The following is a 21830-nucleotide window of genomic DNA, read 5'->3' on the forward strand; positions in this document are numbered from 1 at the left end:
TCTACTATCCTTTCGTTTTATCCTTGACGTTGTTTGTGTTTTGGATTTGCACAAATTACACGCACAACATTTTTTCTTTTAATAATTTTGCAATCTTTGCAGATCGCTTTTACTGAAGCTCTAACTTTCATTAAAACTTATCCTTTCGTTATGTTCTTTTAATTACATCACGGTGTCGAAAAATTATACGGCCACGTGTTAAATCATAAGGACTTAACTCAACATCAACAGTATCACCTGGTAAAATGTTTATCTTGTGCATACGCATTTTACCTGATACGTGACCAGTGATTACAATATCGTTTTCAAGTTGAACTTTGAAGTTGCCCCCTTGTAAAACTTCAACGATTTTTCCAGACATTTTTAGTTTGTCATTATCACTCATGTTATTCTCCATTATAAGAAATTATTCGGTTAAAATTTCAAACCCATCTTTTGTTACAAGCACCATATGTTCTCAATGACATGTCATTAATCGGTTTTTAGCAATAACAGATCATTGATCATTAGGATCAATAAAGTATTCATTTGATCCAGTTAAGATCATTGGTTCAATACAAATAACCATGTTCTCTTGTAAGATTGCATTTGGTATCAATAAAGATCGATAGTTAGGAATCATTGGATCTTCATGAATTTGATTACCACAACCATGACCAACAAAATCACGAATTACATGATAGCCATTTTGTTGAACATGTCTTTGGATTGTTTTTGAAATTGTATGGGTGCTAGTGCCTGGTTTAATTAAATTAATTGCCACCATCATTGCATCATAACAAACTTTAGAGATGGCATGTGCTTGCACATTTTCGCCTAAGATCATAGTGAAAGCTGCATCACAATAATGATCTGCATACTTTACACCGACGTCAAATGTGACCTTATCATTATGTTTAAGTACATAATCGGTTGGGACTCCATGAATGATGCACTCATTCACTGAAATACAAATATTACCAGCAAAGCCTAAGTAATTATAGAATGCACACTCTGCACCATTTGCTTCTATTGTTTCTTTAGCTAACTGATCAAGTGCTTTTAAACTAACACCTGGTTTAGTAGCTTTAATAAGAGTTTCTCTTACTTTTTTTCAAATGTTTGCAGCGGTTCTGATTTTATTAATATCATCTTGGCTTTTGATAATAATCATGCTAGTTAACTTTCTATTTTAATAATTGTTGTTTGATTTTTGCATAAGCTTCTTCAACTTTGCAATCAACATCAATAGTAATTAATTTTTTCTTTTCTTTATAATACTTTACTAATGGTAATGTTAATTTCTCATATTCAGCTAAACGGTTTTGTACACAGACTTCATTATCATCACTTCGTTTAGTAAGTGTTTGATTACAATAATCACACAAATTAGCTGTTTGTGGAGGTTTGAAATAAATGTTATAAACAACATTACAATCACTACAAGTTAAACGCCCAACTAAACGTTTCATTAATTGATCATGGTTAATATCTAAATAAAACACATAATCAAGTGGGCAATAATTACTTAAGTAATCTACTTGATTTAATGTTCGCGGATAACCATCCAAAATAAAATCTTGATTATTATCGATTAATTTTTGGATAGCATTCGCTGCTACCTTATTAGTGATGTGATCAGGGATTAATTCACCTTTTTGCATTAAATCCTTAATCTCTTCAGCTAATGTTGAATTTTCTTTTAAGATGGCACGGAATAAATTTCCTGTTGACACATGCATAAACTGATCGTTTTTAATTAATAGTTCGCTAATTGTTCCTTTCCCACTACCTGGGGGTCCAATTAATAGAATTTTCATAATTTATTCCTACCAAATTTGTGATTTTTTATTTTGAGCATCATTTTCATTCATACTCTTTAAACTAATTGCTGTTTCAAGCTCTTTACGTTGGTATGAATATGATGTTGTTGTACTTGCTGATTTAATTGCATTTCATAATTCAAGTGTGGCTGTTACCATAATGATTAATGATGTTCCACCAAAAATTTGAGCTGATTGAATCACAGGTACATTATTATTAATTGTTTTTGCAGTTAACGCCACAAGGTGTGGAAGGGCTGCTAAGAAGGCTAGAATTGGAGCACCAATTCAATTCATTCGGTGAATAATTTTAGTTATGTGTTTTTCAGTTTCAAGTCCAACTTTAATTCCAGGAATAAATCTTCCTGCTTTTTTAATATCCTCAGCCATTTTTGGTGGGTTAAGTTGAACATATGAAAAGAAGAATGTAAATAAAAGAATTAGAATGACATAAATTCCTAAACCAGTTCAAGAATCAATGATGAAATAATTCTGGATTATGAAATAACCATGTGAACTATGATCTAAAAACTCAGAAACTTGAGCAGGAATAGCAAGGATGGTTGAAGCGAAGATGACTGGCATCACTCCTGCTGTCATAATCTTAATTGGTAAATAAGGTAATTTGTTGTAATCTAAAATCAACGCTTGTCCTGTTTGTTGCACAGGAATTTTACGAGTTGAATTATTAATGAAAACAACACCAATTAAGATCATCAAATAAAACATTATATATAATAAGAAACCAATAATTTGACTAGTTCGTTCATTACTAATCGCTCCTAAGTTTCTTAAGATACCACTAAACTGATTAAATAATGATGCTACAATCCCAGTTAAAATTAGTAAAGTTACACCATTACCAACACCTTTTTTAGAGATTAAATCTGCTAAAAATAAGGCGATATAAGTACCTGCTACCATTACAAAAATGTATAAGCAATAAAATAGTGCTGATCCAGCTTGGAATGGAGCATTTTGAGCAATTGATACAAATCCATTGTTTCGTGTTAGTAAGTTAATAATAACAACCGCTTGCATAATTGCAAGGGGAAGGGTAATAATTCTTGTAATAACCTCAATCTTTTTTCGTCCCCGCTCACCTGATTTTTGCAAGCGAGCAAGTGGGGGAATAAGTTCTGTTGATAATAGCTGCATAATAATTTGTGCAGTAATAAATGGTCCAATCCCAATGGCAAAAATTGAAAATTGGGATAAACCCCCACCCCCAAGTAAGTTAATAATTGAGAAGAAAGAACCTTGTGAATTAAAATTACCATTTAATTTAATGTAAGGTAAAGGGATAACTGAACCAATTCGAAATAAGATTAAAATACTAAGTGTAACAATGATAGAAATTAAAACCTTCTTATTTTTAAAGATCAAAAACAACGATCGAAAATGGTTTTTTTTCTTCGGTTGTGTATTCATTTATTGATCCCCTTTATAGCATAACTAACATCGTGATAAGATACATTTTATAACAATATTAATTATTTTGTTATAGTTTCTACTTTCGTTTTAGAAGCAGCTAAAGCGTCTAATGCACCCTTAGAGAATTTGTGTGCATAAACAACTTTTGCACTTACTTGTGTATTACCAATGATTTTAACATCTCATTGTTTGTTTTTAAGTAAACGGTTTGCGGCTAAAACTTCAAGTGTAATTTCTTTTTCACTTAATTGTGCTATTTGAGCAAGAGTAACAACGTTGTATTTGTTTGCAAAGTTATCGTTGTTAAATCCTACTTTTGGAGTACGACGATAAAGTGGAGTTTGACCCCCTTCAAAAGCTAATCGCACTTGTCCTGATTTACGTGCTTTTTGACCATCTTGTCCACGTCCTGAAGTTTTACCTAACCCAGAACCATGTCCACGCCCCACACGTTTTGCTTTGTGATTACGAGAACCTTTTTTATATTCTAAATTATGTAGTTGCATGACCAAAGCTCCATTATAAATCTTTTAATTCTTTATCACGTAAACGAGCAATTTCTTGTGGAGTAAATTGTTGTAATAAACCATCAATTGTTGCACGGATTACGTTCATTGGTGAGTTTGAACCACGTGATTTAGTATAGATATCACTAAATCCAGCTAACTCAACAACCGCACGCACAGGTCCACCAGCAATAATTCCTGTACCTTCAGGAGCTGGTAATAACATTACTTTAGCTGCTCCATGACGTCCATTAACATCGTGGTAAATTGAACCTTTTTTAGTTTGTTTAATCTTAATTAGATTGTTGTTTGCGTTCTTGATTGCTTTACGGATTGCATCTGGAACTTCGTTTGATTTACCCATTCCAAACCCTACAGTTCCTTTTTTATCACCAATTACAACTAATGCACTAAAACGCATCATACGTCCACCCTTAGTTGTTTTTGAAATACGTTTAATTTTAACTACACGTTCTTCAAAACTACTTGTTGGTGTTGATTCTTTTTTAAAGCTTACTTTTTTTGCTGACTCTTTTTTTGGTGCAGCTTTTGTTTTTTCATTAGTTGTAGTTTTAGCAGCTAAAGCTGTTTCAACTACTTTTTGTTCAACATTATTGTTTTCCATAATAACTGCTCCTTTATTAGAATTCTAGCCCGTTTTCACGAGCTGCATCAGCTAACTCTTTAATGCGACCATGGAATTTAGAACCTGATTTATTAAAGATTACTTGTTTGATATTAAGTGCTAAAGCTTTCTTAGCAATATCAGCACCTACTAACTTAGCATTTTCTTTGTTTCCATTCTTAAGCTTTAGTTGAACAGATGAAGATGATGCAAGTGTTCTGTTTGTGTTGTAATCAATTAGTTGAGCTCAAATATGTGCATTTGTTTTAGTTACAACTAATACTGAACGATCAGCAACTAATTGTAATTTACGGATACGGATACGTAATCGTTTTGCACGAATCAAACGTTGTTTATTACGACTAAAGTTAATTCTTTTCATAAACTAATTAGTGCCTTTCTATTTCTTCTTATCAGCTGTCTTACCAGCTTTACGGATGATACGTTCACCCTTGTACATCACACCTTTTCCTTTGTATGGTTCAGGTAAACGGTATGAACGGATTGTAGCTGCAAATGCACCAACTTCTGCTTTATCTGCACCAACAATACTAATTTCAGTTTGAGATGGTGTGCTAACTGTTAATTTAGCTGGGATATCTAAAATAACTGGGTGAGAGAAACCAAGACCAACATTTAATTTGTTGCCTTCAACTTTTGCTCTAAAACCTACCCCTTTAATATCTAATTCTTTCTTTCAACCAACTGTTACACCATAGATTGCGTTCGCAATGTTTGCATTAACAGTTCCATGGAACATTTTTGTTTGTTTTTCATCATTAACACGAACAACAGTTACTTTGTTATTTTCTACTTTAACTTGGATTAAAGCAGGTGGATATGCAACTGATAATTGATCGCTTTTTCCGGCTACTACAACATTATCACTATTAACAGTAACTTTAACATCAGCTGGGATAGTTAAAACACGATTTCCAATACGAGACATATTTTAATTACCAAATGTAAGCGATAACTTCCCCGCCTACATTTTCCTTTCTAGCTTGTTTATCTGACATAACACCCTTAGATGTTGTAATGATTGCAACTCCAAGACCATTTAAAACTTTTGGTAATTCTTTGTGAGTTGAATAAATACGAAGTCCTGGTTTTGAAATTTGTCTAAAGCCGTTAATTGATGAAGTTGTTTGGTTTTTGTATTTTAATTTAACAATCGTTTCAGATTTGTTGTTTGGTAATTGCTTGATTTCAAAAGATTTGATGTAACCTTCATTTACCAATAATTCTAGAATTGATGTTTTAAGCTTTGAAGTTGCAAATGTAACTTCTTGTTTACGCATTTTTCGACCATTGTTGATCTTTGTAATTAATTCTGCAATTGGATCTAAGTACATACATAACCTCCTATCAAGATGCTTTCTTAATACCAGGAATTGCACCAGCATATGCTAAATCTCTAAAGCATAAACGGCAAATTCCGAATTTACGATTTACAGCGTGCGGACGACCACATTTTTGGCATCGTGTATAGTTACGAACTGCAAATTTTTGGTGCTTTTTTTGCTTTGCAATTAATGATTTTTTTGCCATAAATTATTTGTCTCCTTTAAGTTTTTGGAATGGAGCTCCAAGCGCTACTAAAAGAGCTCGAGCTTCTTCTTTTGTGTTAGCTGTTGTAACAAATGTCACATCAAAGCCACGCACTGATTTAACATCATCATAAACAACTTGTGGGAAAATAATTTGTTCACGAATACCTAGTGTGTAGTTTCCATGGCTATCAAACCCATTGTTTGAAATCCCTTTAAAGTCACGAACACGTGGTAATGCAATGTTAAATAATGTTTCCATAAAAGCTCACATACGATTACCTCGTAATGTTACTTTTGCACCAATCCCTTGACCTGCACGCAATTTAAATGTCGCGATTGATTTCTTAGCTTTTGTAACAACTGGTTTTTGACCTGTAATTAAAGTTAATTCATTAACTGCAGCTTCAAGGTGTTTGCTATCAGCTACTGCATTTCCAATTCCTGCATTAATTACGATTTTTTCGATTCTTGGGATTTGCATTACAGATGAGTAAGCAAATTCTTTTTGTAAGTCTTTAGCAACTTTTTGGTTGTATAAATCTTTTAAAAATGCCATATCTTATGCTCCTCCCTATTTCTTAGCACCGTCAAGTTCGTTATTTGACTTCTTAGCTACACGAATTTTCTTGTTATCTTTAATAACATATTTAATTCTTGTTGCTTGACCCTTTGTTTTTCCTTTTGGATCAACATGGGCAAGTTTGCACATACGAATTGGTGCTTCTTTTTCAATGATTCCTGCTTCTTGGTGTGCTTGGTCACGTTTTTGGTGACGCTTAATTTTATTTACACCTTCAACAATTGCTGTTTGATCTTGTAAGTTAACGCTCGTAACAACGCCCGACTTGTTTTTGTTCTTACCAGAAATTACAACAACAGTATCGCCTTTTCGAATACGATTCATTACTCGTTAACCTCCTAAAGTACTTCCTTTGCAAGTGATGCAATTTTTACAAAACCACGGTCACGAATTTCACGTGCAACTGGTCCAAAAATACGTGAACCACGTGGTGTTTTATCTTCTTTAATAATTACACATGCGTTTTCATCAAATTTTAATAATAAACCTGATTCACGACGCACAGCTTTTTTTGTTCGCACAATAACAGCTTTTGCCATTTGCCCTTTAGCAAACATTCCTGCTGGTGTTGTTTTCTTAACAGATACAACAACAATATCACCAACTGATGCATATCGTTTCTTTGAACCACCTAATACCTTGATGACCCCAACTTCACGTGCTCCAGTGTTATCTGCAACTTTTAATCTAGACATAAATTGAATCATAATTTTTCTCCTTATCAGTTGCTAACGTGCTCTTTCAATAATTCGACTAACTCGTCAGTTTTTTGTTGCACTCAATGGTCTTGTTTCAGTAATTTCAACTCTATCACCAAGTTTTGCATCATCGTTTTCATTATGTGCGTGGTACTTTTTGTGAGTAATAACAAGTTTACGGTATAATGGGTGCTTGTTTTTAGTTTCAACTGTTACAACAACAGTCTTTTGCATCTTATCAGAAGTAACTAAACCTTCTAATACCTTACGACGTGCTCGTTCCATTATTTAGCCTCCTTGTTTTCTTCAGCTAGTGATCGTTCGTTTAAAATTGTTAATGCTTTTGCAATTGTTTTTTTAATTTCTTTAATTGTGTGAGGTTTTACAGCTTCACCATTAGCAGCTGCAAATCGTTGTTCTAGTAATTTAGCTTTTAAATCAACAACGATTTGTTCTAACTCAGCACTATTTTTTTTACGAAGGTCTTGAACAACACTACTCATTAGTTAGCTTCTCCCCTTTTAACAATTTTTCATTTAATTGGTAACTTGTTACCTGCTGCACGTAATGCTTTTTTCATCATTTCTTCTGAAACATTAGCAATTTCAAACATCACAGTTCCTTGTTTTACAACAGCAACTCATTTTTCTGGACTACCTTTCCCAGATCCCATACGTACTTCAAGTGGTTTCTTTGTAAGTGACATATGCGGGAAAATACGAATTCACATTTTTCCAGTTTTTAGTAAACGTTTTGAAATCGCAATACGAGCTGATTCGATTTGACGAGCATCAATTCATGCTCCTTCTAAAGCCATTAATCCGTATTCACCAAAGTCAACGTTACGGTTTCCTTTAGCCTTACCTTCGTAGCTAACTTTATGTGGTTTACGATACTTTGTTCTTTTTGGTTGTAACATTTGTATTTTCCTCCTTATTCATTAGCTGCGCTTTGGCTTGCTGATGGCTTATTGCTTGAACGCTTGTTTTTATTAAATGGTTTTTGGTTTGAATTACGACGGTTTTTAGCTGCACGTTCACTTGCTTTTGCAATACTGTGTTCTACATTGTTAATTAATTTATTACCAAAGATTTCTCCACGGTTAATTCATACCTTAACACCAATAATACCATAAGTTGTTTTTGCTTCAGCTAGTGCGTAGTCAATATCTGCACGTAATGTATGAAGTGTAATAACCCCTTGTGAATATCCTTCTTCACGAGCCATTTCAACTCCACCTAAACGACCAGAAACATGAGTTTTAATTCCTTTAGCTCCAGCCTTAAGTACTTTTTTAATAACCGCTTTTTGAGCAGTTCTAAACGAAACACGGTTTTCAATTGCGTTTGCAATTTCACGAGCCATTAAATTAGCTTGTAATTCTGGTGCATAAACTTCAACAGCACGCATGAAAACGTTCATTTTACGACCTACAATTTTATTAATCGCTAATTCGATTGCTTTCTTTTCAGAACCTTCGTTTCCGATTAATAAACCCGTTTGTACAGCATAAATATAAAGATGAATACGTTGTTGGTCACGTTCGATTTCGATGTGATCAATTGCAGCGTTTTTATACTTTGTATTAAGGTAAGTACGAATCTTGTGATCTTCAACTAGTCACTTACCCATTTGTTGTTTGTCTGCTGGAACTCAACGAGAAACTCATTGTTTGTTAATTCCAAATCTTAGACCATTAGGATTTACTTTTTGACCCATATTTTTCTCCCCTTAATTATTTTAAGTATTGGAACCCACTTGGTCCCTTGCTCATATTGTAGTCACTAAGTGCTTTTGGTTTACGGTATTTGTAGGCTTTAGAACTTACCATTGCATGTGCTTGATCTTTACCAGTGTAGTAAACATCATAATCTTTTTTAGATAATACTGAACGCTTGCTGTATTTCTTTCAGTTTGTTGAAACAGCACCTTTGTCGATTAATTCTAAATCGAATTCACCAACAACTTTTTGCACAGGAGCAGTTGCATAAACAATTACACGTGATACTTTATTAACTGGTGTGTTTTTGTAGAATAAAACATCTTTTTCTGGATTGTCAAATAATTCTTTAACAACCTTTGGTGATGCTGAGATAATGATTGTTTCGGTTTTAACTTCTTCACCATTATCATCTTTTTCATCAACAACAACTAATACTTCTTGTTCACGCTTTAATAGTTCAGGATCAACTGGTTCATTTTCTTCAACTACAGGTTCAACTACTTTTTTAGGTTTAGCTTCCTTTTTAGTTTCCTTTTTAGGTTGTTCAACAGGTTTTGTTTCTTTAGGAGTTGATGATTTAGCTTTTTTTGCTTTGATTGTAGCTAATTCTTTAGCTAATTCATCTTTATCATCTGAAAGTACAATTTCTAAGTGAGTTGTTCTTTTGAAGATTATATCAGCTGAACCTTTAGCACGGAAGTTACGTCTTTTTGCTGTTGGACCTTGGTTAGCTACAATTTTGTAGATATATAAATTAGTAGGATCCATATCTTTTTTGTTGTTAGTTACATTAGCAACTGCTGAGTTTAATAACTTCAACACGATTGGAGCAAATTTCTTTTGTGTGTGTTGTAAGATTCTAATCGCTTCATCGATTGGTTTGTTACGAATTAAATCAATTACAAGAGAAGCTTTACGATGTGAGATATGAATATTTCGTTGAATAACTTTTGATGTCATTTTTGATCTTTTCCTTTCTTACTAACGTTTTGCTTCTGTATGCATTTTAAAGTTACGCGTTGGTGCGAATTCACCTAACTTATGACCAATCATGTCTTCAGTAACATAAACTTTAATGAATGTTTTCCCGTTGTGAACTTCGAAAGTTAGACCAACAAAGTTTGGGAAAATCTGACTTCTTCGAGATCAAGTTTTAATTGGTTTTTTTGAAGTTGATGCATTTGCAGCTTCAACCTTTTTAAGAAGACTTGGTTCTGCGTAAGCACCCTTTTTTGAACTTCTAGCCATAACGACCTATATTCCTTTCTATATTACTTACGACGACGAACAATCATGCTCGTTGAAGCTTTTTTACTATTACGTGTTTTCACACCCATGTGACGTTTACCTCAAGGTGTACGAGGTGCATCCATACCAACTGGTGAACGACCTTCACCTCCACCATGTGGGTGGTCATTTGGGTTCATTGCAGAACCACGAACTGTTGGACGAATTCCTAAGTGACGTGATTTACCTGCTTTTCCTAAATTTTCAAGAATGTGTTCTTCATTACTTACAACACCAATTGTTGCACGACATTCTTTTCTAAATTTACGAACTTCTCCAGAGTTTAATTTAACTAATACGAATTTCTTAGATTCATCAAACCCAAGAATTTGTGCACTTGCTCCAGCACTTCTTGTAATTTGTCCCCCAGCATTTGGGTAAAGTTCAATGTTATGAACTGATGTACCTTCAGGAATAAATTCAAGTGGTAATGAGTTTCCAATTAAAATGTCAACATTATTAGTTCCTGAAACAACTTTATCACCAACTTTAATTCCCTTAGGAGCGATGATGTAACGCTTTTCACCATCTGCATAAACTACTAATGAAATAAATGAAGTACGGTTTGGGTCGTATTCGATTGATTTAATAACACCAACAATGTTATCTTTGTTACGTTTGAAATCGATTACACGATATTTACGTTTGTGTCCGCCCCCGTGGTGACGAATTGTAATTTTACCTTGGTTGTTACGACCAGCTTTTTTAGGTAAAGTAACTAGTAATGATTTTTCTGGTTTGCTTGTTGTTAATACAGATTTGTAATCAACAACAACCGTTTGGCGTTTACCACTACTATGGTTTTTAATTTTTTTAACTGCCATAATTGCCTCTTTGCTTTTCGACTGTTATTTATATTTATTATTTAGTATCAGTTGGATCTTCAGATTGACCAACTTTAACACCTTTAGGCATTGTTACATATGCAATTTTCTTTGCTTTTGTAAAACCTTGGTTTGGACGGTTTTTATTAATTACTGTCGGTTTACGTAACACAGTACTAATCTTTTCAGGTTTTTGTCCAAAAATTGCGATGAATGCTTCTTTGATTTGGTGTTTGTTTGCTTTTTTATCAACAACAAATGATAAAACTTGCTTTTCACTTTCACGTAATTGGTAAGTTTTTTCAGTTACATGTGGACGAATAATGATTCTTGTAATTTCCATAATTATTGACTTACCTTTCTAGCATAATTAGCAAACGCTTCTTCAGCTACTACTAAAACATTTGAATGTAAAATATCACGAACTGATACTTGGTTTCATTTCTTTGAAACAACCTTTGGTAAGTTGTTTGCTGATTTTGAAATGTTTTCATTATTATCATCAAGTACAAATAAAACTTTTTTGTTATCTAAGTTTGCATTTGAAATGAAGTTAACAATTTTCTTTGTTGATGGAACTTCTAATTTAGCATTAGCTTCTAGTGCAAATAAGTTTTGTTCCATTAACTTCACGCTTAAAGCTGACTTGAATGCTAATAAACGAATCTTACGGTTCACTTTCTTAGTGTAGTTACGGTTTGGTTTAGGACCAAATGCCACACCCCCACCAGTTCAGTGTGGGTTACGAGTAGAACCAGCACGTGCACGTCCTGTATGTTTTTGTCTAAATGGTTTTTTACCACCACCACGAACTTCACCCTTAGTTAATGTTGAGTGTGTTCCTTGACGTTCTGCTGCATTTTCACTAATGACAACATCAAACATTGCTTGTTTGTGTGGTTGTTCAACAAATAAGTCAGAAGTAATTTCAAGATCTTTTGCAACATTACCATCAATTGTTAATAATTTAATTTTTGCCATGATTTACTCCTTATTCACTTGCTTGTTCTTGTTCTTCATTAGTTGAAGGTTTCTTTAAGTAGTTTACAACTTGTGGGTCGTTTACAATGTGTCTTGCTTTATTAGATGATTTAAGTGTTACATTTGAACCCTTAGGACCAGGAATTGCTCCTTTAACTAAGATTACGTTTTGTTCTGGCATTACGCTTAAAACTAATAAATTCTTAATAGTTACTAATTCATGACCGTAGTGTCCTGGAAGTTTAGTTCCTTTAAGAACGCGTTGAGCTTGAGAACCCCCACGACCTTTAGCAATTGAACCAACATAACGGTGTGGGTATCCAGCACCATGACCCATTGGTCCCATTTTGTAGTTATGACGCTTGATAGAACCTGTAAATCCGTGTCCTTTAGTTAATGCTTGAGCATCTACTAATTCACCAGCTGCAAATTCACTAACTGTTAATTCAGCTCCAACTTCATAAGTGCTTGATAGATTTCTAAATTCTTTAACATGTCTTTTTGGTTCAAAGCCAAGTTTTTTGAATAATCCAAGTTCAGGTTTGTTTAAAGTTTTTTCTTTAACTGTTTCATAACCAACTTGCACTGCACTATAACCATCTTTTTCATTAGTTTTAACTGCTAGTACTTTATTTGGTTCAACATAGATAACAGTAGCAGCAACAGCTTTACCTTCTTCAGTAAAAACTTGTGTCATGCCTACTTTAGTTCCTAGTAATGATTTCATATGAATCGTTTCCTCCTAATGAAAAATAAATTAAAGTTTGAAGGTAGCTTCAACACCAAATGGAATTGTTAAACGTTTAAGAGCTTCCATTGTTTTTGGAGTTGCGTTTTCTAAAATAATTAAACGCTTGTGTGTTCTTCTTTCAAATTGTTCACGACTTGATTTGTTAACGTGTGGTGAACGTAAGATTGTAAAGATTTCTTTTTTAGTAGGTAATGGGATTGGACCTCTTACCTTTGCTCCTGTACTATTAGATATATCAACGATTGTTTTCACAGTATCATCTAATAATCTGTGATCGTATGACTCTAATCTAATTCTTAATTCTTGATTCATTTTTTGTTGTCTCCTGATGCATTGATATTTGTATGCGAATCGTTGAATTATTTACTTTATGAGTTACCTGATGCCTTTTGACAACTTTTCTCGGTGTATCAGCAATCTCACAAGCAACAATCTTTACAATTATACAATAAAACGATATCTTTTGCAACCCTTTTTTAATGGTTTATTTAACTCAAAAAACAATATAAAAACAACCCTGGTTTTTGGGTTGTTTGAATGTTTTATGCTTTCTTTTTAAAATCAATGTAAGCAAGTTTTAAATTAGCAAGTGATAGATCGTTTGTTGGGAACTCAATTAAAGCTGGATCATTACTATTTGGATCTGCACTAAAGTCAACTTTCATAATTTCACGTTGTAGTGCATATAACTTTTGTTTTTGTTCAATAAACTGATCAATATCTTTATAAACTTCTTCATTTAAAGTTTTAAAGATCGTTTCTTTATACTTATTATCTAAATTAACACCTAAATTAGCTAAAGCTGTTTTAATTTGATTAACTATTTTATCTTCTTCTTTAATTTGATCATAATTAGCTGCTAAAGTAGCTGTTAAGTTTTCTGCATTTTCTTTTTTAGTAATTGATTTAATACTATTGAATGCATCTAAAGCAAGTTCAGTACCATCACTATTTTTAACACTAGTTAGTACATATTCTTGATCTTGTTCTAAACTACTTAAATCGATTTCAGTTTCATTATTTTGATCAACAACAGTTTCTATTTCAACTGGTTCACTACCTTCTTGTTTGTTTTTAAGTTCATAAACAAGAGTTAGTTTTTTGTAAACATCATCTAACATTTCATTAGTAAGACTAAATGGTTTGTTTTCTTCTTTATATTTACTGTGTAGATGCATTACAAGTTCAGCTAGAGTTGATAAATTAGCATGTTTTGTTTGTCGTTCTTTTTTATGAGTATATTTAGCTTGTCCATTTTTTAAGAACGCTTTTACTAATCGTTTTTTGAATTCATCTTCTTGGAATGAATTAGCTCCATAATATCCTTCATCAGCATCTAATAAGTGATCGTAGATACTACGTAGAACAGGGGTGTAAGCTACATAATCAAAGTTTCGCATTGATTTGTAGATATATCCCATATCATTAAGTAACTCCCCTTCTTCTGTTTGGTTTATATCACTATTTTCATAATCTTGAATTTCTTTATCAGTTTTATTTCGATGGATTTTCATATCTCATCGTAAAATAGCTGGCGAACCATCATAATCAGGTAAGTTAAGACCAGAGAATGAAATATCATTAATGTATTTATATGTTGCATCAATATTAACTGGATCGATGAAGTTACTAATTACAAATCCATCTAATACTTTTAAAGTATTCTTTGGTCTGATGAAATGGAAGTTATCTGCATTTGGTCTAATGTTTTCATATTCAGATGATGCATCATCACTTAGATATTCTCCCCCATTTAAAGCAAATGAGATATCTCCATTATAAGATAAACCTGCTGCAAACTGACCAGTTGCTAATTCATTAATTAAATCATTTGATGATGCCTTAAGATTGTGTGAATCTGCAGGTAAATCCTTAAAGTGATTTGTTATGTTATTAAACTTATCAACGATTTCAGTTACTGTACTATTTTTAGGTAAAGAAACATTTGGTTTTAGATTTAATTTATAGAAATTTAATCTAGCTTCTAAATTAGCTAATCGTTCTTTGTTTTGTTGAACAATATCTTCTGATAAGTTAGGAGTCTTAATTAATTCTTTTGTAATTTGAATCTCATCTTGTAGTTCTTTGATTTGTTTATTTGCTTCAGCTATTACTTGATCACGTTTTTTTCCTTCATGATCCATAATCTTAGCAATATCATAAACTGTTCGTGAGTCATCAATTAAAGTAATCTTTGATTTATTAGCTTTAATTGTATGTGGTTTATCAGAAGTTCCAATTTGAGCTTCATTTTCTTTTAAGAATCGGTTATCTGCACCCTTACGAGTTAATTCTTGATAGATGTTTTCTCAAGTTGTGTTTGGGTTGTGTAAATGATCGATCTTTTTACCACGATAAGCAAAAATAAAGTCTTGGAAGAAGTATGGAACCATGTATTCAATTAAACGATCAGGTTTACCATCTTCATCAATATCCCCTAATAAGTGATCATAAACACTAGAGAAAGCTCATACTTCTTTTGTATAGATACTAGCTAGTTCATCAACTGTTGTGATCTTCTTTTTAGTTTCTGGATTAATTATATTAAATTGCGATCAATCAATTTTTTGAATTAATTTATTCTTAGCTAAACCAACAGCAGTATAAGCTGAAACTACAGCTACATCAACTGTTTTTGATTTAATTAAACCAGGAATTACTTCATTATTATCGTGTGAGTTATATGTTAAACCATTTTCTTTATGTTCATTAGCTAACTCATTAGCAACATCTTGATCGATGTATCCATCATAGTTACTAAAAACAAGTTTTGAGTTTGAACTACAAGCAGCTGCGATCGGAGCAATTAAAGTTAAACAACCTGCACCTAATAATAATTTATGTCATTTACTTTTTAATTTCATCTTTTAGTCCTGCTTATTTCAAATCTTCATTTTCTCATTAATATTAGCTTTTCTTAGCTTATTATCTTTTAATAATTTTACTAAAGCAATTATAAATACGATTCCGATCATCGCTAAAATCATCAATGAACCAAAGACAATAGCTCACATCTTAATCCCTTTAGCCATTGAATAAAGTTCAGTACTAATAGTATTAACCTTACCACCAACTAATTTAGTAATAATAAAGTCATCAAACGACATTGCAAACACAATAATAACTGATGAGATAATTGATGGCATAATATAAGGTAATGTTACCTTAAAGAAAGTAGCAAGTTTACTATAACCAAGATCATAACTTGCTAATAGTAAGTTTTTGTTCATCTTTACCATTCTTGGATAAATAATCACAATTGCATAAGGTGTGCAATATGAGATATGTGAAAGAATAATGGTTGTAAAACCAAAACTAAATCCTAGTGGGATAAATGTTGATGCAAACAATAATGATAAAGATACCCCTGTAATAATATCTGGAATCATAATGTTAGTTTGTGAACTAAACATTGTTGCTTTCTTATAGAAAGTTCGTGCATACCAGATCCCAAAACAAGTAATAACAGCAATAATAACTGATACTGGGACAACAATTACAGAAATAATAACAGTGTTTAATAAAGCATTTTTAAATTGTTCATTATCTAATAATAAATAGTTACTTCCATCATTTCAATTAAAAGCAGATGTAACATTGTTTTTAACAGAAGGGGCTGTAAAAGATAATAAAACAATAATAATTAAAGGAATGTAAATAACAGCTAAAACGATTCAAATATACGAAGTTCTTCATAAATCTTTAAATTTAAAGTTTTTCATTATCTACCTCCTTGTTTTTCTTTTTTCAAACTCTTTTATAAGCAACTAGTTTTCAAATCTTTGGTACTAAAACAAAGATTAAATATAAACCAATTAATACTAAACTAATTACTAAAGTAAGCGTTGAAGCTCTTGAAAGTTGGATCACATTAGCAATACCAGCTTGTCCTTGTTGAGCAATCTCATCCCCAATTGATCCACCACTATTACTGTTATTTAAGAAACCAGCTACAGCAACTGATGTGAATGAAGATAAGAAGACGATTGATATTCCTGATAATAAAGCATTTTTTGTATATGGAATAACAATATGAAAGAATGTATAAAAGAAACCTCGCCCTAGATCATAACTAGCATTAGTAATGTTTTTTGGCATTGTTGTTAAAGTATTATAAAGTGGTAACATCATAAATGGTAAATAGATGTATGTTAAACCAATAACAGTGTACATATGCCCATATGTACTATTGATCTCACCATGGATCACATCAAACAATGTTTTAAGTCCAATTAATTTAACTAATAAACTTAATCAAATTGGAGCTGTAATCAAAGTAATAGCAATAATCTTAAGCATCTTTGATTTACTAATTGATAAGAAGTAAGTAAATGGATATGCAATGATGATACAGAAAATAGTAGCAACAACAGCAATCCATAATGAATGGAAGATCTTCTCACCAACTGCAGGAGTTACAATTGCTCAGTTATCAGCAATTGTTGTAATCCCTGTTGTTGGATCATTGTTAGGAACAAATGATTTAATAACAATCGCTGCAATTGGAATAATTAATAAGAATAGTGTTAATAAAACATAAGGAATAGTTAACACTAACCCTCTTGTTAATCTAAAACGATCAAACCAAGGTTTTTTGTTTTTAGTTGGTAAAAACTTATTTGGTTTCTTTTTAATAACTTTTTTTAAACTAGCATTAGCTTCTTGAATCTGTAGATCAACTTTTTGATCTACAGTATTTGATTGATTTAATAATTGATCATGATCATTAATTAATAAATCATTTAATGGAATTGAATCAAATTGATTAGATGATTCTTCTGTTTTGATTTCTAGTTGATTCATCACTTCATTTTTATTTGCATCTTCATGTTGTAAATTAAGTGAAGATAACTCTAGAGTTGATAAATCAATTGGTTGAATTATATCTAAGTTATCAAGTGTTTGTTCAATTGGTAATAATTGTTCAAACTGTGCTTGATCAATTCGATTTTTTCTAATTTTTCTTTTAGTTGTAATAATGTATTGACGTAAAGTAAAACGTTTGATGAATCGATTAGTTCTCATTATCAGCTACTTTGTTGTTACGATATTGATCATATTCATCATTTCATTTAATAACATGAACATCAATATCATCTCAATCTAATCCAATTGTTTCATTAACTTTAACTTCATCAATACCTTCAACATTTATAATCATGTCTTTGTAACGACATTTAATATCTCACAATAAACCTTTGTATAAAACTGATTCAACAACCGCATTAATTGATCCTTCACCAGCTTTAAGTACATCAAAGTCTTCAGGACGAATCATGATTAAACATTTTTCACCCTTTTCAAAACCTTCAACTACATCAGTTTCTGAAACTACACCATCGAATTCAACAGAACCTTTATCTTTATAAACCCCTTCAAAAATATTTGTTTTACCAATGAAGTTAGCAACTCATAATGAGTTTGGTGAATCATAAATATCAGATGGTGTTCCTACTTGTTCAATTTGACCATGAGACATAACAACAACTTTATCAGATAAACTTAACGCTTCTTCTTGGTCGTGAGTTACTAAGATGAATGTTAAACCTAGTTTTGTATGTAATGATTTAATTTCATCTTGTAATTGTTTACGAACCTTAGCATCAAGAGCACTTAATGGTTCATCTAATAAGATAATTTCAGGTTCGATCACAATTGATCGTGCTAAAGCAACACGTTGTTGCATCCCACCAGAAAGTTCAGTAATATGACTATTAGCTTTGTGTTTTAAACCAATTAACTCAATTACTTTTTCAGCTCTTTCATTAGCTTCTTGTTTAGTTAATCTTCTTGTAATATTATGTTTTTCAAATTGTTCTTTTTTAATTTCTGGATAAATTGATCAATATGATTCTCAGTAATCTAGATCGTTGTATTTATAAATTAAAGCATCGTACTTTTTATCAATTGCACTTTTATCTTTATAAAGTTTTTTAAGTTGTTTGATTTGAAGCTCAATAGCATTAATTTTGCTTTGATCACTTTCATTTTCTTGTTGCTCTCATAACTCTTCAAGCGTAGCTATGAATTGAGTACGACGCATGTCTTTGATTTCTAAAAGCTCAGCTGATTTATTATATTTAGCTTCTACTTTTTTAATTTCAGCAAGCAATTGTTCACGCTTCTTAGCGATTCCTTTGATTTTTTCGTTTGCTTTCTTTTCTGAGTTTAAGAATACTTTCTCTGCTTGTGTGTAAATACTTGGATCAATATTATCCTTTGGTGTACGCATTAATTTCAAACCATATAAAATGTTTTGTTTAACTGTCATGTTTGGAAATAATGCATAATCTTGGAATACTGTTGAAGTAGGTCTTAAACGGATCGGCATATCCTTAATATCTACTCCGTTGTATAAAATTTTTCCACTAGATGGTTGTTCAAAACCTGCTAACATTTTAAGCATTGTTGTTTTCCCACACCCACTAGGTCCAAGAAGGGTAACAAATTCCCCTTTTTTGATTTTTAAATCGAAATTATTAACTGCTGTAAATCCATCATCATAAGTTTTGGTAATAGCACTAAGATGTAGGAAAGGTTTTTCCATTTAATGTCCTCCAAAATTAATTTCTCTATCTATTGATATATTTGTTCGCTCATTGACGAGATAAAAAATGTCTTCTAATTTTAATTAGAAAACAGATAAAATTTTAACACATTCGGAAAATAAAGTTTACAAATAATTTTTAAGAATTTCTGGGATCATAATTGAACCATCTTTTTGCTGATAATTTTCAACAACAGCAGCTCATAAACGATCGATTGCAAGTGATGATCCATTAAGCGTATGAACATATTCTGTACTACTGTTAATATGCTCTTTATAACGGATTTTTGCTCTTCTTGCTTGGAAGTTTGTACAGTTAGAACAACTTGATATTTCTTTATAAGCATTATATGATGGTAATCATACTTCTAGATCATAAGTTTTAGCTGATGAAAAGCCCATATCAGCTGTACATAATAATAAACGACGATAAGGTAGTTTTAATGCTTCAAGAATGCTTTCAGCTTGACTTACCATTAACTCAAGAGCATTAAAACTATCTTCAGGTTTAGTTAGTTGCACTAATTCTACTTTGTGGAATTGGTGCTGACGAATTACCCCACGCATATCTCTACCAGCAGATCCTGCTTCACTACGAAAACAAGCACTAAGTGCTGTGAACTTTTTAGGTAGATCAGATGCTTTTAAGATTTCATTTCGATGTAAATTAACTAATTGCACTTCTGCAGTTGGTGATAGATAATAATTACTATTTTCAAGCTTAAATAAATCTTCAGCAAATTTAGGTAAATTCCCTGATCCAATTAATGAATCTTGATTAACAATAACAGGGGCAATAATTTCTTCATATCCTGCATTTGTATTCATAGCTAAACAAAAACGTTGTAAAGCTCGATAAAGTTTAGCTCCATCTTTAGTATAAACACTAAAACGACTACCAGTTAATTTAGCTGCTTTTTCAAAATCAACTAATTCATTTTTAGCAGCTAAATCCCAGTGAGCTAAAGGTTCAAAATCAAATTTAGTTGGTTCAAAAACACGTTTAATTTCAACATTATCATCTTCAGATTTTCCAACTGGCACTGATTCATCAGCAACATTAGGAATTGTTAATAATAAGCTATCTAATTCTTTTTTATTAACAGTTAACTGTTCACTTATTGTTTCAATTTCTTGTTTGATAGTATTTAGTTCAGCTAAAACTTTTAATTGTTCTTCTTTATTTGTTTTAGCTAATTCAGGAATTGTTTTAGATAGTTTGTTTTTATTATTGGTTAAAGATTGTTCTTGAACCATTAATTGTCTAACTAAAATATCAAGATGATAAATCTTATCAATAACTGATGGATCAAAATTACGAGCTTTAACTCTTTGTTTTGTGTTGTCTAAATCTTTTCTTATCAAATTAATATCAAACATGTTAATAACCTGTATTCTTTATCTTTTTTTTAATAGTTTCAATTAAATATTAAAAACTCTTTTAGCATTAGCTGTTGTAATTGCTTTTATTTCTTCAACTGACTTATTTAAAATTTTAGCAATTGTAGTAGCAGTATGTTGCACATATTGTGGATAATTAACTTTACCACGATAAGGAGCTGGTGTTAAATATGGTGCATCGGTTTCAACTAAGATCTTATCAAGTGGGGTCTTTTTAACAGCTTCATACAAATCTAAAATATTATTGTTAGCTGTTGGTTTAAAAGTAATTACCCCAGGGAATGAAATATAACAACCTAATTCATTATATTGATCAATGTAACTACTTTTATCAGTAAAGCAATGTATAATTGCATTCTTTACTTGTTGTTCTTTTAAAAGAGCAATTGCATCATCATGTGCATCTCTAATATGCATCATTAATGCTTTATTATACTTTTTAGCTAAATTAATTTGTTTAATAAAAAACTCTTTTTGTAGGTTTTTGTCATATGGTTGATGATAATAATCAAGACCACATTCACCAATCGAACTAATCACATCTAAGTTATCAGCTATTAATTGATCAAGTTGATCAATAATATCATCATTTAATTCTTTGAACTCAGTTGGATGGATACCAACTGAACACATTAAATGATCATACTGTTTAGATTGTTTAATAGCAAGTTTAGAAGTAGCTAAATCAACTCCAACAATATTAAATCCAATTTGTTGATCTAAACATTCTTTAGCTATTTGATCAAACTCTTGTGTTAATGGTTCAATGTTAGTGTGTGTATGTGTATCAATTAAAGTTGTCTTTTTCATCTTTATTTACCTATACAAAAGTTTTTAAATAGTTCATCTAAAAAGTCGTAGTTCTCTCCAACTCCAAGAATTTCATTTAATTTGTGATTACACATCTCTAAATCACCAATTACAAGATCAACTGTTGCATTATTGTTTAAATGATTAATTACTTGTTTAATAATTAATTGAACTTGTTCTAATAAACCAACTTGACGAGCAGATTGTAATAATTCTTGATTTGAGTTTTCAAACTCATGAGTATGAAATAATTGTTTAATTGCTTTAATTAAGGGTTCAATCTCTTGTTCTTTAGCATTAATATAAAG

31 protein-coding genes and 1 pseudogene are annotated in these 21830 nt (G+C 31.7%); all 32 read right to left on the reverse strand.

All coding sequences use genetic code 4. The features are described 5' to 3' along the window. Positions 1-17 precede the first annotated feature (17 nt). Entirely contained in the window at positions 18-131 is a 114-nt protein-coding gene (gene rpmJ / locus UDIV_RS00125; RefSeq protein ID WP_038101501.1) for a 50S ribosomal protein L36, read from the reverse strand. 17 nt (positions 132-148) lie between these two features. Further along, complete coding sequence (infA, locus tag UDIV_RS00130; protein ID WP_038101504.1) at positions 149-385, reverse strand: translation initiation factor IF-1; 237 nt, start codon at positions 383-385, stop codon at positions 149-151. A 21-nt stretch (positions 386-406) separates the two neighbouring features. Beyond that, positions 407-1153 (reverse strand): type I methionyl aminopeptidase, encoded by a 747-nt coding sequence (gene map / locus UDIV_RS00135; protein ID WP_038101506.1) that lies wholly within the window; start codon positions 1151-1153, stop codon positions 407-409. 13 nt (positions 1154-1166) lie between these two features. Continuing rightward, on the reverse strand, positions 1167-1799 hold the full coding sequence (locus tag UDIV_RS00140; protein ID WP_038101508.1) for an adenylate kinase family protein: 633 nt from the start codon (positions 1797-1799) through the stop codon (positions 1167-1169). Between the two features lie 9 nt (positions 1800-1808). Continuing rightward, positions 1809-3233: a preprotein translocase subunit SecY gene (gene secY, locus UDIV_RS00145; protein WP_038101513.1), complete on the reverse strand. Its 1425-nt coding sequence runs from the start codon at positions 3231-3233 to the stop codon at positions 1809-1811. 62 nt (positions 3234-3295) lie between these two features. Continuing rightward, positions 3296-3742, reverse strand: a complete 447-nt coding sequence (gene rplO / locus UDIV_RS00150) for a 50S ribosomal protein L15 (RefSeq protein ID WP_038101518.1) — start codon at positions 3740-3742, stop codon at positions 3296-3298. Positions 3743-3755: 13 nt separating this feature from the next. Beyond that, positions 3756-4367, reverse strand: a complete 612-nt coding sequence (gene rpsE, locus UDIV_RS00155; RefSeq protein ID WP_038101519.1) for a 30S ribosomal protein S5 — start codon at positions 4365-4367, stop codon at positions 3756-3758. 16 nt (positions 4368-4383) lie between these two features. Then, positions 4384-4749 (reverse strand): 50S ribosomal protein L18, encoded by a 366-nt coding sequence (gene rplR / locus UDIV_RS00160; RefSeq protein ID WP_038101526.1) that lies wholly within the window; start codon positions 4747-4749, stop codon positions 4384-4386. 18 nt (positions 4750-4767) lie between these two features. After that, positions 4768-5316, reverse strand: coding sequence for a 50S ribosomal protein L6 (gene rplF / locus UDIV_RS00165; protein WP_038101528.1), 549 nt, complete (start codon positions 5314-5316; stop codon positions 4768-4770). A 7-nt stretch (positions 5317-5323) separates the two neighbouring features. After that, positions 5324-5722 carry a 30S ribosomal protein S8 gene (gene rpsH, locus UDIV_RS00170; protein ID WP_038101529.1) on the reverse strand — a complete coding sequence of 133 codons (399 nt, stop codon included), beginning with the start codon at positions 5720-5722 and terminating at the stop codon, positions 5324-5326. Between the two features lie 10 nt (positions 5723-5732). After that, positions 5733-5918, reverse strand: coding sequence for a type Z 30S ribosomal protein S14 (locus tag UDIV_RS00175; RefSeq protein WP_038101533.1), 186 nt, complete (start codon positions 5916-5918; stop codon positions 5733-5735). Positions 5919-5921: 3 nt separating this feature from the next. After that, the gene (rplE, locus tag UDIV_RS00180; protein ID WP_038101538.1) at positions 5922-6476 is read right to left on the reverse strand and encodes a 50S ribosomal protein L5; all 555 of its coding nucleotides are present in this window, start codon (positions 6474-6476) and stop codon (positions 5922-5924) included. Between the two features lie 15 nt (positions 6477-6491). Next, positions 6492-6824 carry a 50S ribosomal protein L24 gene (rplX, locus tag UDIV_RS00185; protein WP_038101543.1) on the reverse strand — a complete coding sequence of 111 codons (333 nt, stop codon included), beginning with the start codon at positions 6822-6824 and terminating at the stop codon, positions 6492-6494. Between the two features lie 14 nt (positions 6825-6838). Further along, a complete protein-coding gene (rplN, locus tag UDIV_RS00190) occupies positions 6839-7207 on the reverse strand; it encodes a 50S ribosomal protein L14 (protein ID WP_038101546.1) in 369 nt (122 codons plus the stop codon). Between the two features lie 21 nt (positions 7208-7228). Then, positions 7229-7483, reverse strand: coding sequence for a 30S ribosomal protein S17 (gene rpsQ / locus UDIV_RS00195; protein ID WP_051749346.1), 255 nt, complete (start codon positions 7481-7483; stop codon positions 7229-7231). After that, positions 7483-7701, reverse strand: coding sequence for a 50S ribosomal protein L29 (rpmC, locus tag UDIV_RS00200; protein ID WP_038101551.1), 219 nt, complete (start codon positions 7699-7701; stop codon positions 7483-7485). The genes rpsQ and rpmC overlap by 1 nt, the downstream gene beginning before the upstream one ends. Then, positions 7701-8117 carry a 50S ribosomal protein L16 gene (gene rplP, locus UDIV_RS00205; protein WP_038101552.1) on the reverse strand — a complete coding sequence of 139 codons (417 nt, stop codon included), beginning with the start codon at positions 8115-8117 and terminating at the stop codon, positions 7701-7703. The genes rpmC and rplP overlap by 1 nt, the downstream gene beginning before the upstream one ends. A gap of 14 nt (positions 8118-8131) precedes the next feature. Continuing rightward, entirely contained in the window at positions 8132-8917 is a 786-nt protein-coding gene (gene rpsC / locus UDIV_RS00210) for a 30S ribosomal protein S3 (RefSeq protein ID WP_038101553.1), read from the reverse strand. 16 nt (positions 8918-8933) lie between these two features. Beyond that, positions 8934-9881 (reverse strand): 50S ribosomal protein L22, encoded by a 948-nt coding sequence (rplV, locus tag UDIV_RS00215; RefSeq protein WP_038101554.1) that lies wholly within the window; start codon positions 9879-9881, stop codon positions 8934-8936. 21 nt (positions 9882-9902) lie between these two features. Then, positions 9903-10169, reverse strand: a complete 267-nt coding sequence (rpsS, locus tag UDIV_RS00220; protein WP_038101556.1) for a 30S ribosomal protein S19 — start codon at positions 10167-10169, stop codon at positions 9903-9905. 23 nt (positions 10170-10192) lie between these two features. Then, on the reverse strand, positions 10193-11032 hold the full coding sequence (gene rplB / locus UDIV_RS00225; RefSeq protein ID WP_038101557.1) for a 50S ribosomal protein L2: 840 nt from the start codon (positions 11030-11032) through the stop codon (positions 10193-10195). Positions 11033-11069: 37 nt separating this feature from the next. Further along, positions 11070-11375 (reverse strand): 50S ribosomal protein L23, encoded by a 306-nt coding sequence (gene rplW / locus UDIV_RS00230; RefSeq protein ID WP_038101559.1) that lies wholly within the window; start codon positions 11373-11375, stop codon positions 11070-11072. A 2-nt stretch (positions 11376-11377) separates the two neighbouring features. Continuing rightward, positions 11378-12013 carry a 50S ribosomal protein L4 gene (gene rplD / locus UDIV_RS00235; RefSeq protein WP_038101563.1) on the reverse strand — a complete coding sequence of 212 codons (636 nt, stop codon included), beginning with the start codon at positions 12011-12013 and terminating at the stop codon, positions 11378-11380. A gap of 10 nt (positions 12014-12023) precedes the next feature. After that, entirely contained in the window at positions 12024-12740 is a 717-nt protein-coding gene (gene rplC / locus UDIV_RS00240; RefSeq protein ID WP_038101565.1) for a 50S ribosomal protein L3, read from the reverse strand. Positions 12741-12770: 30 nt separating this feature from the next. Continuing rightward, complete coding sequence (gene rpsJ / locus UDIV_RS00245; protein WP_038101566.1) at positions 12771-13076, reverse strand: 30S ribosomal protein S10; 306 nt, start codon at positions 13074-13076, stop codon at positions 12771-12773. A gap of 230 nt (positions 13077-13306) precedes the next feature. Then, positions 13307-15628: a type 2 periplasmic-binding domain-containing protein gene (locus tag UDIV_RS00250; RefSeq protein ID WP_051749348.1), complete on the reverse strand. Its 2322-nt coding sequence runs from the start codon at positions 15626-15628 to the stop codon at positions 13307-13309. A 3-nt stretch (positions 15629-15631) separates the two neighbouring features. Further along, entirely contained in the window at positions 15632-16486 is an 855-nt protein-coding gene (locus UDIV_RS00255; protein WP_038101567.1) for an ABC transporter permease, read from the reverse strand. Beyond that, complete coding sequence (locus tag UDIV_RS00260) at positions 16473-17789, reverse strand: ABC transporter permease (protein ID WP_051749350.1); 1317 nt, start codon at positions 17787-17789, stop codon at positions 16473-16475. The genes UDIV_RS00255 and UDIV_RS00260 overlap by 14 nt, the downstream gene beginning before the upstream one ends. Further along, positions 17779-19311: an ABC transporter ATP-binding protein gene (locus UDIV_RS00265; protein ID WP_051749352.1), complete on the reverse strand. Its 1533-nt coding sequence runs from the start codon at positions 19309-19311 to the stop codon at positions 17779-17781. The genes UDIV_RS00260 and UDIV_RS00265 overlap by 11 nt, the downstream gene beginning before the upstream one ends. Positions 19312-19437: 126 nt before the next feature. Continuing rightward, positions 19438-20691: a serine--tRNA ligase gene (gene serS / locus UDIV_RS00270; RefSeq protein ID WP_038101568.1), complete on the reverse strand. Its 1254-nt coding sequence runs from the start codon at positions 20689-20691 to the stop codon at positions 19438-19440. A 42-nt stretch (positions 20692-20733) separates the two neighbouring features. After that, on the reverse strand, positions 20734-21522 hold the full coding sequence (locus tag UDIV_RS00275; RefSeq protein WP_038101569.1) for a TatD family hydrolase: 789 nt from the start codon (positions 21520-21522) through the stop codon (positions 20734-20736). Positions 21523-21524: 2 nt separating this feature from the next. Further along, a pseudogene (locus UDIV_RS00280) lies at positions 21525-21830 on the reverse strand (tRNA uridine-5-carboxymethylaminomethyl(34) synthesis GTPase MnmE); the annotation flags it as partial.

This window comes from Ureaplasma diversum NCTC 246 (assembly GCF_000731915.1).
Taxonomy (GTDB): Bacteria; Bacillota_I; Bacilli_A; order Mycoplasmatales; family Mycoplasmoidaceae; genus Ureaplasma; species Ureaplasma diversum.